General features: G+C 63.7%; 10 protein-coding genes. 4 read left to right on the top strand and 6 right to left on the bottom strand.

Annotated features, from left to right (window positions below; translation table 11 throughout):
* Positions 1–196 precede the first annotated feature (196 nt).
* Genes map through KTQ42_RS04425 form a run of 3 tightly spaced genes read left to right on the top strand, consistent with a single transcriptional unit; the run spans position 197 to position 4,354 of the window.
* Complete coding sequence (gene map, locus KTQ42_RS04435) at positions 197–1,024, top strand: type I methionyl aminopeptidase (RefSeq protein ID WP_217344402.1); 828 nt, start codon at positions 197–199, stop codon at positions 1,022–1,024.
* A 3-nt stretch (positions 1,025–1,027) separates the two neighbouring features.
* Positions 1,028–3,580 carry a [protein-PII] uridylyltransferase gene (locus KTQ42_RS04430; RefSeq protein ID WP_217344401.1) on the top strand — a complete coding sequence of 851 codons (2,553 nt, stop codon included), beginning with the start codon at positions 1,028–1,030 and terminating at the stop codon, positions 3,578–3,580.
* A 27-nt stretch (positions 3,581–3,607) separates the two neighbouring features.
* A complete protein-coding gene (locus KTQ42_RS04425) occupies positions 3,608–4,354 on the top strand; it encodes a pseudouridine synthase (protein WP_217344400.1) in 747 nt (248 codons plus the stop codon).
* 40 nt (positions 4,355–4,394) lie between these two features.
* On the opposite strand, the gene KTQ42_RS04420 is transcribed toward KTQ42_RS04425, so the two are convergent.
* The 5 genes from KTQ42_RS04420 to KTQ42_RS04400 form a co-directional block, all read right to left on the bottom strand.
* Positions 4,395–5,036 (bottom strand): alpha/beta hydrolase, encoded by a 642-nt coding sequence (locus tag KTQ42_RS04420; protein ID WP_217344399.1) that lies wholly within the window; start codon positions 5,034–5,036, stop codon positions 4,395–4,397.
* A 183-nt stretch (positions 5,037–5,219) separates the two neighbouring features.
* Positions 5,220–5,753 (bottom strand): peptide deformylase, encoded by a 534-nt coding sequence (gene def / locus KTQ42_RS04415; protein ID WP_217344398.1) that lies wholly within the window; start codon positions 5,751–5,753, stop codon positions 5,220–5,222.
* A complete protein-coding gene (gene galU / locus KTQ42_RS04410) occupies positions 5,750–6,625 on the bottom strand; it encodes a UTP--glucose-1-phosphate uridylyltransferase GalU (RefSeq protein ID WP_217344397.1) in 876 nt (291 codons plus the stop codon). Before galU ends, def begins: the two co-directional genes overlap by 4 nt.
* A complete protein-coding gene (gene ligA / locus KTQ42_RS04405) occupies positions 6,622–8,673 on the bottom strand; it encodes an NAD-dependent DNA ligase LigA (RefSeq protein WP_217344396.1) in 2,052 nt (683 codons plus the stop codon). The genes galU and ligA overlap by 4 nt, the downstream gene beginning before the upstream one ends.
* Before the next feature lie 3 nt (positions 8,674–8,676).
* On the bottom strand, positions 8,677–9,816 hold the full coding sequence (locus KTQ42_RS04400; protein WP_217344395.1) for a cell division protein ZipA C-terminal FtsZ-binding domain-containing protein: 1,140 nt from the start codon (positions 9,814–9,816) through the stop codon (positions 8,677–8,679).
* Positions 9,817–10,230: 414 nt separating this feature from the next.
* Here KTQ42_RS04400 and KTQ42_RS04395 point away from each other — a divergent pair, with 414 nt between their 5' ends.
* Complete coding sequence (locus KTQ42_RS04395) at positions 10,231–10,449, top strand: hypothetical protein (RefSeq protein WP_217344394.1); 219 nt, start codon at positions 10,231–10,233, stop codon at positions 10,447–10,449.
* A gap of 21 nt (positions 10,450–10,470) precedes the next feature.
* On the opposite strand, the gene smc is transcribed toward KTQ42_RS04395, so the two are convergent.
* A complete protein-coding gene (gene smc, locus KTQ42_RS04390; RefSeq protein WP_217346810.1) occupies positions 10,471–13,995 on the bottom strand; it encodes a chromosome segregation protein SMC in 3,525 nt (1,174 codons plus the stop codon).
* Between the last annotated feature and the right edge of the window lie 179 nt (positions 13,996–14,174).

Raw genomic sequence — 14,174 nt, 5'->3', positions numbered from 1 at the left:
GCATCTGCGCCAACGACTTCAATTTCGGCGCGAGTTAAGGCAAGACAATCAAAGGAACCCGAGATTCTACCCCAGATAGGCCTTCCCTTTCAAGCCTGCTTCCGCCCCGCCGGGCGAAGGCCGGGCCGGTGGTCTATAATTGCCGCTTCCAGCGCTTCTGCCGCACTGCGGCAATTCCTTCCGAACTTTCCCGACTATGCCTATCACCATCAAGACCGAAGAGGACATTCGCGGCATGCGCGTTGCCGGCCGACTGGCCGCCGAGGTTCTCGATTACATTACCCCCTTCGTCAAGCCGGGCGTGACCACCGCCGAACTCGACCGCCTCTGCCACGAATACATGACCAATGTGCAGGGCAGCATTCCGGCGCCGCTCAACTATTGCCCGCCGGGCTACACGCCCTATCCGAAGGCGATCTGCACGTCGGTCAATGACGTGATCTGCCACGGCATCCCCGGCGACAAGGTCCTGAAGAATGGCGACGCGGTCAATATCGACGTCACCATCATCAAGGATGGCTACCACGGCGACACCAGCCGGATGTTCTATGCCGGCCAGCCGTCGATCCTGGCCAGGCGCCTGGGCGACATCACCTATGAATGCATGTGGCTGGGCATTTCGAAGATCAGGCCGGGCGCGCACCTGGGCGACATCGGCCATGTGATTCAGCAGCATGCGGAAAAAGCCGGCTATAGCGTGGTGCGGGAGTTCTGCGGCCATGGCATCGGCAAGGTGTTCCATGAAGAGCCGCAGGTGCTGCACTATGGCCGTCCGGGCACGCTGGAAAAACTGGAAGCCGGCATGATCTTTACGGTGGAGCCGATGATCAATGCCGGGCGCCGCGAGATTCGCGAGATGGGCGACGGCTGGACCATCAAGACCAAGGACCGCAGCCTGTCCGCGCAATGGGAACACACGGTGCTGGTAACCGAGAACGGCTATGAAGTGCTGACCGTGTCGCCGGGCATGCCGGCGCCGCCGGCCTTTATCGCCAAGAACGCCAGTCAGGCAGAAACGGCCTGAATCATGAACACGCTGGTGCTGCCCCTGAAGGAGGAGCTCAAGTCCGGGCGCCAGAATGAGATCGTCTCCTATGAAGCCCACGGCAAGCCGGAACGCCTGACCACCGCGCTGCGGCAGCTAGTGGACCGGGTGCTGACCCAGGCATGGCGCGCCTGCGGCATGCCCGAGAAAAGCGCGCTGGTGGCAGTGGGCGGTTACGGCCGCGGCGAACTGTTTCCCTATTCCGACGTCGATGTGCTGATCCTGCTGGCAGCGCCGCCCAATGTACAGGAGCAGGCGCAGCTGGAGGAAATGGTGCAATTGCTGTGGGACCTGGGGCTGGAGATCGGGCACAGCATACGCACCGTCGAGGAATGCCTGAGCGAATCCGCAGCCGACATCACGGTGCAGACCAGCCTGCTGGAAGCGCGCCTCGTCACCGGCAACCGCGCGCTGTTTGGCGAACTCGTGGAGAAATGCCGCGAGGCGATGGATGCGCAGGCCTTCTTCGAGGCGAAGATACTGGAACTGCACCAGCGCCATGCCAAGTACGAAGACACGCCCTACAGCCTGGAACCGAACTGCAAGGAAAGCCCGGGCGGCCTGCGCGATTTGCAGGTTATCCTCTGGGTGGCCAAGGCGGCCGGGCTGGGCGACTCCTGGCGCAAGCTGGCCGAGCGCGGCCTGATCACGGCTACCGAGGCGCGCCAGCTGACGCAGAAGGAACGCGCCTTCAAGGACATCCGGATCCGCCTGCACATCCATGCGAAGCGGCGCGAGGACAGGCTGGTATTCGACGTGCAGACGCCGATCGCGCAATCGCTTGGCTTCCAGAATACCGAGACGCGGCGCGCCAGCGAATACCTGATGCAGCGCTATTACTGGGCGGCCAAGGCGGTCACCCAGCTCAACACCATCCTGCTGCAGAACATCGAGGCGCAGCTTTTCCCGCAGTCGACCTGCCCGCTGGCGATCAACCCGCGCTTCAATGAAGTCAATGGCCTGATCGACATTGCCCGCGACGACCTGTTCACGGAAACGCCGTCGGCCATGCTGGAAATCTTCCTGCTGATGGAACAGCGGCCCTCGCTGCGCGGCATGACGGCGCGCACCCTGCGCTCCCTGTGGCATGCCCGCTTCGGCATCGACCGCGACTTCCGGCGCGATCCGGCCAACCGCGCGCTGTTCCTGGAGATCCTGAAGGCGCCGGAAGGCATCACCCATGCGCTGCGGCGCATGAACCAGCTGAGCATACTCGGCCGCTACCTGCCCAACTTCCGGCGCATCGTCGGCCAGATGCAGCACGACCTGTTCCACGTCTATACGGTGGACCAGCACATCCTGATGGTGGCGCGCAACCTGCGCCGCTTCACGATGTCAGAGCATGCGCATGAATATCCGTTCTGCAGCCAGCTGATGGCCAACTTCGCCCAGCCCTGGCTGCTCTACATCACCGCCCTGTTCCACGATATCGCCAAGGGGCGCGGCGGCGACCATTCCAAGCTGGGCATGGTCGATGCGCGCCGCTTCTGCCGTGATCATGCGCTGTCGGACGCCGACACCGAACTGGTGGTATTCCTTGTCGAGCATCATCTGTCGATGTCGCAGGTGGCGCAGAAGCAGGACCTGTCGGACCCGGACGTGATCCGCGATTTCGCCGCGCTGGTAAAGGACGAGCGCCACCTGACGGCGCTCTACCTGCTCACTGTGGCCGACATCCGGGGCACCAGCCCCAAGGTATGGAATGCCTGGAAAGGCAAGCTGCTGGAAGACCTGTACCGCATGACGCTGCGGGTGCTGGGCGGCGAGGCGCCGTCGGCCGACCGCGAGCTGAAGAACCGGCAGGAAGATGCATTGAAGACGCTGCGCCTCTACGGCCTGCCCGAGCATGCCCATGACGCGCTGTGGAGCCAGCTCGACGTGGCCTACTTCCTGCGCCATGACGCCTCCGACATCGCCTGGCAAACGCGCATGCTCTACAACCGCATCGACAGCAGCGCGCCGGTCGTGAAAAGCCGGCTCGCGCCGATCGGCGAAGGCCTGCAGGTCACGGTGTATGTGAAGGACCAGCCCGATCTCTTCGTGCGCATCTGCAGCTATTTCGAGCGCAAGAACTTCAGCATCCTGGACGCGAAGATCCACACCACCCGCAACGGCTATGCGCTGGACACCTTCCTGGTGACCGAGCCTGCGTTTGCCAACAACTACCGCGACATCATCAACCTGATCGAGCACGAACTGGGCCATTGCCTGTCGAGCAGCGCACCTTTGCCGCCGCCGCGCAAGGGACGGCTCTCGCGGCTGTCGCGCACCTTTCCATTCACGCCGACGGTGGACCTGCGCCCGGACGAACGCGGCCAGTACTACCTGCTCTCGGTCTCGGCCAGCGACCGCAACGGCCTGCTCTATGCCATTGCCAATGTGCTGGCCAAGTACCGGGTCAACCTGCATACCGCCAAGATCATGACGCTGGGCGAGCGGGTGGAAGACGTGTTCCTGGTCGATGGCCCGGTGCTGCAGCATGCGCGCAGCCAGATCCAGCTGGAACGCGAACTGCTGGACGCGCTGCATACCTGATTTATTAACAAAGCTTGCCTGATTCACATGACTGAACCGTTACGCCTGTCCAAACGCATGTCCGAACTGGGCCTGTGCTCCCGCCGCGAGGCCGATGAATGGATTGCCCGCGGCTGGGTGCGGGTCGATGGCGTGGTCGTCTCCGAACTCGGCAGCAAGGTGCTGCCGCACCAGAAGGTGACCGTGGAACGACAGGCCGCCGCCGAGCAGTCCAAGCGGGTGACGGTGCTGGTGCACAAGCCGGTCGGCTATGTCAGCGGCCAGGCCGAGGACGGCTACCGTCCGGCTCTGGTGCTGGTGACGCCGGAAAACCGCTGGGAGGAAGACCGCGCGCCGCTGCGCTTTCATCCGACCCAGTTGCGCAGCCTGGTGCCGGCCGGGCGGCTCGACATCGACTCGACCGGGCTCCTGGTGCTGACGCAGGACGGACGGGTGGCCAAGCAGCTCATTGGCGAAGACAGCGCGGTGGAAAAGGAATACCTGGTGCGGGTGGAATACACCCGGCCGGGACGCCTGCCCGAAAGCGATCTGAAACGTCTGAATTACGGCCTGACGCTTGACGGCAAGAAGCTCAAGCCGGCGCAGGTGCGTTGGCAGAATGACGACCAGTTGCGCTTCGTGCTGCGCGAAGGAAAAAAGCGCCAGATCCGCCGCATGTGCGACATGGTCGGCCTGAAGGTGCTGGGCCTGAAACGGGTAAGGATAGGCGGCGTTACGCTGGGCGACCTGCCGCCAGGCCAGTGGCGCTATCTGGGTGCGGACGAACGTTTCTGACGACGCGTTGCCGGCATGTCATGCGCCCATGCCTGCCTGCTCAGCCAAGAAGCCGCGCCAGCGAGAAAGTTGAACGGTCGCGCGGGGCGCGCGCAACCTTGCGCTGCTCCACCTGTGCAATCTCGCTCTGGATCACTGTCAGTGCATCCTGATTGAGCACGATCTCGAAGTGATTGCAGGCGATGTCGACCAGCTGGATATCGTCGCGGTTGCGCATCGAGTCGTGGGTTACCACGCCGTCGTTGGCGGCCAGCATGAATGGCGAGGCGCCGGCAGTGGTGACGAGGTTGGTCCATGGCACGTTCAACGCAATGCGCTTGCCGTCAAGAATCGGCGCGCTGCGAGGACGGATGTCCTGGAGCACCTGGCTGAAAGGCATCAGGCAGGCAACCATTTCCGCAGCCTCGCTGCCACCATAGGGCGTGCTCATCGTGACACCGCCCCGCACCTGGTCGCCCAGTTCCGCCGCAAGATGCAGCGCATGGATGCCGCCCAGCGAATGGGCAATGAAAAACAGGTCAGGCTTGCCTGCAAGGCGCTCCAGCATCGTGGCGTGATTGGTGTAAAAGCCGTGGGCGCTGTCGTATTCCAGCAGGATGTCGTTATAGCCTGAAAGCTTGCTACGGATAAAGTTGAAGCTATCGGCGGTGGCATGGTTGCCGTGTATGTACACGAGATTCATTAGTGTCCTCATCGGCGCTACCCCGGCGCAAGGTTGCGCAAGGGCTGTTTGATCACCATAAGGCTACAGTTTATGCTGCGGCGCAGCATGCTGCCAATGTCGATTTGGAATGTCTGATATCGCCGATGCGGAATGCATCAAGCATACGGCGAAAAGACTGTTGCTTATGCGCTGACGCTAACGTTAATCGTCAGCGTCGCTCAGGCCGGAGAAAAGAATGTCGGTATAGCCGAAGCGCGTGAAGTCGCGCACCCGCATCGGATAGAGAATGCCGGCAAGATGGTCGCATTCATGCTGCACCACACGGGCGTGGAAGCCATCCACCTCGCGCCGGATCGGCGCGCCATGCTGGTCCAGTCCCTCATAGCGCAACTGGGTCCAGCGTGGCACCACGCCGCGCAGGCCGGGCACCGACAGGCAGCCCTCCCAGTCTTCACTGGTTTCCTGGGAAAGCGGCGTCAGCACCGGGTTGATCAGCACGGTTTCAGGCACTGGCGCCGCCTCCGGATAGCGCAGGTTCTGCTTGAAACCGAAAATCACCAGTTGCAGGTTGACGCCGATCTGCGGCGCGGCCAGGCCCGCGCCATTGGCCGCGTACATCGTGTCGAACATGTCGGCGATCAGCTCCCGCATGGCGGGCGTATCGAATTCGGTCACCCGTTCAGCCTGCCGCAGGAGGCGCGGGTCGCCCATCTTCAATATTTCACGGACTGTCATTGTCTGCTTTTCAGATACTCGGCCAGCGCCGGGCCGGTTTCGGGATGGCGCAGGCCCATTTCCACGGTGGCCTTCAGGTAGCCCAGCTTGGAGCCGCAGTCGAAACGCTGGCCGCGGTAGCGGTAGGCCAGCACCGATTCGCGCTGCATCAGGGCGGCGATGCCGTCGGTCAACTGGATCTCGCCGCCGGCGCCCTTGCCCAGGTTTTCGATGCATTCGAAGATCCGGTTGGAGAGCACGTAACGGCCCACCACCGCCAGCGTCGACGGCGCGCTGTCGGGGTCGGGTTTCTCGACGATGCCATTGACGCGTTCGAGGCCCGGCTGGTATTCGGTGGCGCTGACAATGCCGTACTGGCGGGTTTCCCCGCGCGGCACGTCCTGTACCGCCAGCACGCTCAGCCCTTCCCGTTCATACACTTCCGTCATCTGCGCCATGACTGACTTCTCGCCTTCGGGCACATCCATGAAGTCGTCGGCCAGCAGCACGGCAAACGGCTCGGTACCGACCACCGGCTTGGCGCACAGCACCGCATGGCCCAGGCCCAGTGGCTGGGACTGGCGGATGAAGATGCAGTTCACGTGCTTGGGAATGACATTGCGCACCAGGTCCAGCAACTGCTTCTTGCCTGCGGCTTCAAGCTCGGTTTCCAGCTCATAGGCCTTGTCGAAATGGTCTTCGATGGCGCGCTTGTTGCGGCCGGTGATGAACACCATTTCGGTAATGCCGGCGGCGACCGCCTCTTCCACCGCATACTGGATCAGCGGCTTGTCGACGATGGGCAGCATTTCCTTGGGCTGCGCCTTGGTGGCGGGAAGGAAACGGCTCCCGAGTCCGGCAACGGGAAAGACAGCCTTGGTGATTTTTCTCATGCTTCGCTTTCTTTGGTCTGATGCAGCATCTCCAGCAATGCCGCTTCGTCGATCACAGGAACACCCAGCGTCTCAGCCTTTGCCAGCTTGCTGCCGGCATCGTCGCCCGCCACCAGGTAACTGGTTTTCTTGGACACCGAACCGGCAACCTTGCCGCCAGCGCCTTCGATCCGTTCCGCAGCTTCGTCACGGCTCAAAGTGGGCAAGGTTCCGGTCAGCACGAAAGTCAGCCCCGCCAGCGGCTTGGGACGGGCTTCCGAAGCGCCCTCTTCCCAGTGCACGCCATTGGCGCGCAACTGTTCGATCAGCTCGACATTCATCGGGTCGGCCAGGAACTGCAGTATAGAACGGGCGACAACCGGCCCCACATCCGCAACATCCAGCAATTGCGCTTCATCAGCTTTCAACAGCGCATCAATTCCACCAAAGTGCCTGGCCAGCTCCTTGGCGGTCGATTCCCCGACGTGCCGTATGCCAAGCGCATAGATGAAACGCGCCAGCGTGGTCGACTTCGATTTCTGGATCGCCTTGATCACATTGCCGGCCGACTTGTCGGCCATGCGGTCCAGGCTGGCCAGCGACGTCAGGCCAAGACGGTACAGGTCGGCTGCCGTGGTGACCACACTGCGGTCCACCAGCTGCTCGACCAATTGGTCGCCCAGGCCTTCGACATCCATCGCGCGGCGCGACACGAAATGCAGCAGGCCACCCTTGCGCTGCGCCGGGCACTTGACCCACCCGCCGGAGCAGCGCGCTACGGCCTCGTCCTCGGGACGAACGATGGGCGAGGAACAGACCGGGCACAAGGCAGGCATCACGAACGGCCGGGCATCTGCCGGGCGCAGCTCAGGCACGAAGGACACCACTTCGGGAATCACGTCGCCGGCGCGCCGCACGATCACGGTGTCGCCGATCTGGATGTCCTTGCGCCGCACCTCGTCCTCGTTGTGCAGGGTGGCATTGGTGACGGTTACGCCGCCAACCAGCACCGGCGCCAGCCTGGCGACCGGCGTCAGCGCGCCGGTGCGGCCGACCTGGACGCCGATGTCCTGCACGATCGTCATCGCTTCCTCGGCCGGGAATTTGTGGGCCAGCGCGAAGCGCGGTGCGCGCGACACGAAGCCCAGCTGTGCCTGCTGGGCAACCCGGTTGACCTTGTACACCACGCCATCGATTTCATAGGGCAGCTGCGCCCGGCGCAGGCCGATGTCGCGATAGAAGGTCAGCAGTCCTTCCGCACCCTGCGCCGCGCGCCGCTCGGCCGCGACCGGAATGCCGATCTGCGCATACCAGTCCAGCAGCGCCGCGTGCGACTCCGGCAGTGCCGCGCCTTCCAGCACGCCGATGCCATAAGCGAAGAAGCGCAGCGAGCGCTGCGCCGTGATGCGCGGATCAAGCTGTCGCAGGCTGCCGGCGGCGGCATTGCGCGGATTGGCGAATTCGCGCTGGCCGGCCTCACGCTGGCGCGCATTGAGCCTGGCGAAATCACCCTTGAACATCAGCACTTCGCCGCGGATGTCGATGATGGCCGGTGGATTGTCCATCTGCAGCCGCAGCGGAATTGCGCGCACGGTGCGGATATTGGCGGTGACGTTTTCGCCGGTGGTGCCGTCGCCGCGGGTAGCCGCCTGCACCAGCAGGCCATGCTCGTAGCGCAGATTGATCGCCAGGCCGTCGAATTTCAGCTCGCAGTTGTATTCGACGGCGGTTTCCAGCTTCAATCCCTCACGCACGCGGCGGTCGAAATTGACGATGTCGTCGTCGCTGAACCCATTGTTAATCGACAGCATGGGCGCGGAATGACGAACCTGCTCGAACTGCGGCAGCGGCGCTCCGCCGACCCGCTGGGTTGGCGAGTCGCTGGTGATCAGTTCGGGATGAGCCTGTTCGAGCGTCTGGAGCTCGCGGAACAGCCGGTCATATTCGGCGTCCGGGATGGTCGGGTTATCGAGGACGTAATAGGCGTGATTATGGCGGGCAATCTCGGCGCGCAGGCGCGCCGCCTGCTCCAGCGCATCAGGCGGCGTGGCGGTGGAATCGTGTGGCATGGGTCAGGCAAAAAGTCGCAGCGCGCGCGTCGATCCGGCAGGAATTTCGGAGCTTTCCATCTCCGCATAGAACGCATGCACCTGGGATGCTATCTCTTCCAGGGTGGCATCGGAAAGCGCCTGGTTCGAGTCGTCGACCACGGTGCCGTCGAGGCGCGCGGCGAGCGATTTTGCGCAGGCGATCATGGCGCCGTAGCCGTCACGGGCGGCGGCAACCAGCGCCACATCCAGCAGCAGCGTCAGCCGGGACGTGGTTTCATCGCCGCCGCCGGCATTGGTGGCGATGGAAAAGAGCACGCCGCCATCGCCGTCCGGCATCACCAGCCTGCCGTCCGGGCGCAGATCGAAGCCCTGGCGCGCCAGCGCGGCCAGCAGCGTGCTGATCTGCCAGGGCGCGCGGTTGGACTGGACGTTTACGCTCAGCTGCGCGCCATATTCGGCGACGAACTGATGCAGGCCGCGGGCAATCGACACGATGCGCGACATGTCAGGCACGTCGCACTCGGCGCCGAGATCGTCGGCCACCTGGCGCAGGCGGCTGACGAACTCGGAGTATTCGATTTCATTCAAAGCCGAGGTACGGCTGGCGAGCTGGATGCCCGCCTGCAGCATGGTGTAGGTACGGCCATGCGCAATGGCCTCCCAGCGACCGTCGTCAGCCAGGCCGATGAAGTGCACAGGCTTGTTGCCGACGTGGCGCAAGGTATGAACAATGGGCAGAACGCGGTCGCCGCGCAGCGGCGACTCCAGGCCAAGGCCGATGGTGCAGTCGATCAGCTGATCGACCGGCAGATCCTGGCGCGGCGCGTGCAGCACCGTTTCCTCCATCGCGCTGGGCTCCTGCGGCACGGGTGCTGCTTCCGCTAAAGTTGCGGCTGCGCTGTTGTCAGCGGCAACAGGCGTCGTCGCAACGGCAGGCTCGGCATCCGCCTGGCGCTCCGGCTGCGCCACTGGCGAACCAAAGCCGGGTTCTACCCGTTCATGCGGCACCGCGTCCCCATGCATCAGCACATCGTGCTGGTCATCCGCGAAAGCCCGCTCGACAGTCTTGCGGGTCTTGTACTCCTGCCATTTGTTATAGGAAAACACGCCCACGACAATGGCGCCGCCAATGGCGATCAGACTGGCTTGTAAATCGGTCATGCAGCTGCCTTCATGGCATGCGAAATGCCTGCCAGGACCTGCACCGTGCGGTCTTGGTTGCTGGCCCACGCGGGGGAAACGGATCGGGTCATTATTGGTTCCAGAAAGTCGACGGGCTGTAGCGTTTTCCACGCTTTCGTAGCAGGGACAGGCAGCTTGAGCGCGGCCGGGGCGTCAACCGCGCTAGGGTAAGTGTTCGTATGTCAAGTTGTCAAGCTGAGACAGGGACTGCGGCATAGCGCAATTTCTGTGTCGTAAAAGAAATTTTAGGATTGCTTCGGCCGGAAAAAACGTTGACACGAATCAATACAATTTGTCTTTTTGACCATAGAATGAATTCCTGGCAACTGGCCCGCGCCGATTGCCCAAAACAAAAAGTCCGGACAACCGTCATTCCACTCCAGAGAGGAAATCATGTCTGATGTCAAATCGTTGAAATTGCATGAACTGACTATGTTGCCGCTCAATCCCATCAAGGCTCTGGTGCGACGCTGGTGGTGGAAGCGGGCCGAGTCGCATTACCTTATTTGCGCCGATGTGGAACAGGAACGCGTGCGCGAAGCCCAGCAGAATGCCGCCTACTTCCAGAAAAAGGCCGCGCTTGCGCGCTCCCAGTGGCTGGGCATGCACTGAAGCCCGAACAGGCCGCACGCGTCACGCCGCCCGCGCTTGCGTGGCAAAGTCCGCGGCGGCTTCCATGTCTACCGCCACGATGCGCGACACGCCCTGCTCCTGCATGGTCACGCCGATCAGCTGCTGCGCCATTTCCATGGCGATGCGGTTGTGCGAGATGAACAGGAACTGCGTCTGGGACGACATGCGCTGCACCATCTTGCAGAAGCGCTCGGTGTTGGCATCGTCCAGCGGCGCATCGACCTCGTCGAGCAGGCAGAACGGCGCCGGATTGAGCTGAAACATCGAGAACACCAGCGCGGTGGCCGTCAGCGCCTTTTCGCCGCCTGACAGCAGATGGATCGTCGCGTTCTTCTTGCCCGGCGGCTGCGCCATTACCTGCACGCCGGCGTCCAGAATCTCTTCCCCCGTCATGATCAGGCGCGCATTGCCGCCGCCGAACAGCACCGGGAACAGCTCGCCGAAGTGGTGATTGACCTTGTCGAAGGTGTCCTGCAGCAGGTCGCGGGTTTCCTTGTCGATCTTGTGGATCGCGTCTTCCAGCGTGGCGATGGCCTCGGCCAGGTCGGCGGTTTGCGCATCCAGGAACTGCTTGCGCTCGGAAGCCTGCGCCAGTTCGTCCAGCGCGGCCAGGTTGACCGGGCCAAGCGCGGCAATGGCATTGGTCAGGCGGGTCACCTCGCCCTGCAGCCATGACGGCTTGACATCGCCGTCCAGTAGTGAAGACAGAACCGCCTCGTCGGCGCCGGCTTCGCTCAGGTGTTGCGCATACTGCTCCTGGTTCAGGCGCGCCGCCTGTTCCTTTAACTGCAGCTCCATGATGCGGTCCCGCTGTGGCTGCAGGCTGCGCTCGATCTGCATCCGCGCCTCCTCCAGGTGGCGCAGCTTCTGGGTCAGCTGGTCTAGTTCATGACGGGCGTCGGCCAGCGCGCGCTCCTGCTGGGTGCGCCGCTCCAGCAGGTCCTGCAGGCCGTCCTGCGCGGTCTGGTCATCCAGGCCGGCGAGTTCGCTCTGGCCGGCCTGCATGCTGGCGTTGAGCTGGACCACCTGTTCCGCGGCGGTGGCGATGCCGCGCCGCAGTTCCTCGATCCGGTTGCGGTGGGTTTTTTCCGCAAACTGGGCTTCCTGGGCGGCCCGCTCCAGTTCCCGCAACCGCGCACGCGCATCATCAAGCCGCTGCTCGCGTCCGAGGTAGTCGTTCTGGCCTTCCTCGTGCCGCTCCTGGAGTTCGGCCAGTTCGATGTCGAGTTGTTCCAGCCGCGCCTCGGATTCGGCGCTGGCTTCCTGCTGCTCGGCTTCCTGCGCCGCGATCTCGGACAGGTCGTCCACGATCTGCGCGTGGCGCTGGTCGTAGCGGGCCTGGACTTCGGTCTGCTTCATCAGGTCGATCTGCAGCGCATGCGCGGCCTGCGTCAGCGCATTGACCCGCTGCCGCAATTCCTGCAGCCGCTGGGTCGCCTGGGCGAGAGTCGTGTCTGCACCGTGCGCCGCCGCGCGCGCCTCCTCGGCCAGCATCTGCTGCGCCCGCAACTGCCGCACGATGTTCTCGATATCCTGCTGCCGCGCCAGCATGCCGTCCTGCTCGGCATCGGCCGCATAGAAGCGCACGCTGGTGCGGCCAACCAGATGGCCTTCGCGGGTCAGGAACACCGCGCCGGCCGCCAGCTTGTCCCTGTTGGCAAAGGCGCTGGCCGCATCGTCGGCGACGTAGACCTGGTGCAGCCAGTCCTGCATCAGCGCGCGCAGGCCGGGATCGTTCACATGCAACAGGCTCATGGCGCTGTTCAGCCCGGCAATGCCTTCAAACCGGCTTTCCACCGCGTCGGCCGCAAACAGCGCCATCTTTCCCGGCGGCGGGTCGTTCAGGAAACCCTGCGCCCAGTCGAGCCTGGACACTTCCAGCGCCGACGCCCGCTCGCGCAGCACCGATTCCAGCGCGGTTTCCCAGCCCTGTTCGATCTGCAGCTTCTGCCACAGCCGCGGCAGCGTGTCCAGGCCATGCTTCTTCAGCCATGGCTGCACCCTTCCCTGCGACTGCACCCGCTCCTGCAATTGCCGCAATGCGTTCAGCCTTGCTTCAAGCTGGGCATTGGCGGCATTTTCCGCATTGACCCGGGCCTGCGCCTCGCGCCGTGCCTGTTCCAGCGCCGGCTGCTGTTCCTGCGCCTGTTCTTGCAGCAGGCGCGCCTCTTCCAGCTGCGCCTGCTTTTCGTCCAACTGGGCGCGCAGGTTTTCCAGGTGGGTGCCGTCGGGCTGTTGCAGCCCCTGCTTTTCCTGCGTCAGCCGTTCGCGCCGGGCCGCCAGGCTATTCAGTATCTGTGATGCATTGCGCTGCTGCGCCGCTTCCAGTTCGATGCGCTGCTGTGCCTGCAGGATGCGGGTGCGCGACTCCGCGCTCCTGGCCTGGGCGTCGCGCCAGGCCTGCTCCAGCTCGGGCAGCAGGGCATTCTGCTGTTCGGCTGACAGCTCGGCCTGCTCGACCCGGGCGGCATGTTCCTCCAAGCCGATGTCGGCTTCGGCCAGGTCTTCCATCTGCTGGTCGTGCTGGCGCTGCCACTGCTCGCGCTGGGTGGCCAGCGAGGTCAGCTGGGATTGCAGCCGGCCGCGCGACTCGATCACGAAGCGGATCTGCGCTTCCAGGCCGCCGATCTCGGAATTGGTCTGGTACAGGTGGCCCTGCGCCTGGTGCATGCGGTCGCCGGCGGCATAGTGCCCCTGCCGCATTTGTTCCAGTTCGGCTTCCACATGGCGCAGCCTGGCGGTCTGCTGCTCCAGTTCCAGCTGGCCCAGTTCAATCTCGCGGAAATGCTTCTCCTGCTCGGCCTTTGCCTCGTTGCGGCGCAGCAGCCACAGCAGCTTCTGTTTTTGCGCCTGGTCGGCCTGCATCTCGTGGAACCTGCGCGCCACCACCGCCTGCGCCTGCAGCTTTTCCAGGTTGGCATTCAGTTCGCGCAGGATGTCGTCGACGCGGGTCAGGTTCTCGCGGGTGTCATGCAGCCGGTTTTCCGTCTCCCGGCGGCGCTCCTTGTACTTCGATACCCCGGCCGCCTCTTCCAGGAAAATCCGCAGGTCTTCCGGACGCGCTTCGATGATGCGGGAGATCATGCCCTGGCCGATGATGGCGTAGGCGCGCGGACCGAGGCCGGTGCCTAGGAAGATGTCCTGGATGTCGCGCCGGCGCACCGGCTGGTTGTTGATGTAATAGCTGGAGGTGCCGTCCCGGGTCAGGGTGCGCTTGACCGCGATCTCCGCATACTGGCCCCACTGCCCCGCCGCCCTGCCGTCGGCATTGTCGAACACCAGCTCGACCGATGCCCGTCCGGCCGGCTTGCGGTTGGTGCTGCCGTTGAAGATCACGTCCTGCATCGACTCGCCGCGCAACTCCGATGCCTTGGATTCGCCCAGCACCCAGCGCACCGCATCGATGATGTTGGACTTGCCGCAGCCGTTGGGGCCGACCACGCCCACCAGCTGGCCGGGAACCTGGAAATTGGTGGGATCGACGAAGGATTTGAAGCCGGATAATTTAATCGAGGTTAAGCGCACTTTTTGATTCTTCCAGACCGGATTGCATACACGGGAAAGCTTGCCCGTTGGATGACGGATGACGCGGGCGGCACCGGCCATCAGGCACGCGATGATACCACCGGGCGTCGGCAGTTCCGCGCTCAAGGAGCCGAATCGCTCATCCGCTTCGGTCAGGATGAATGCAGCAACCAGCCAAG

Source organism: Noviherbaspirillum sp. L7-7A (assembly GCF_019052805.1).
Classification (GTDB): Bacteria; Pseudomonadota; Gammaproteobacteria; order Burkholderiales; family Burkholderiaceae_D; genus Noviherbaspirillum_A.
Note: the sequence above shows the minus strand (reverse complement) of the source record. Positions and strands in the feature narration are given on the sequence as shown.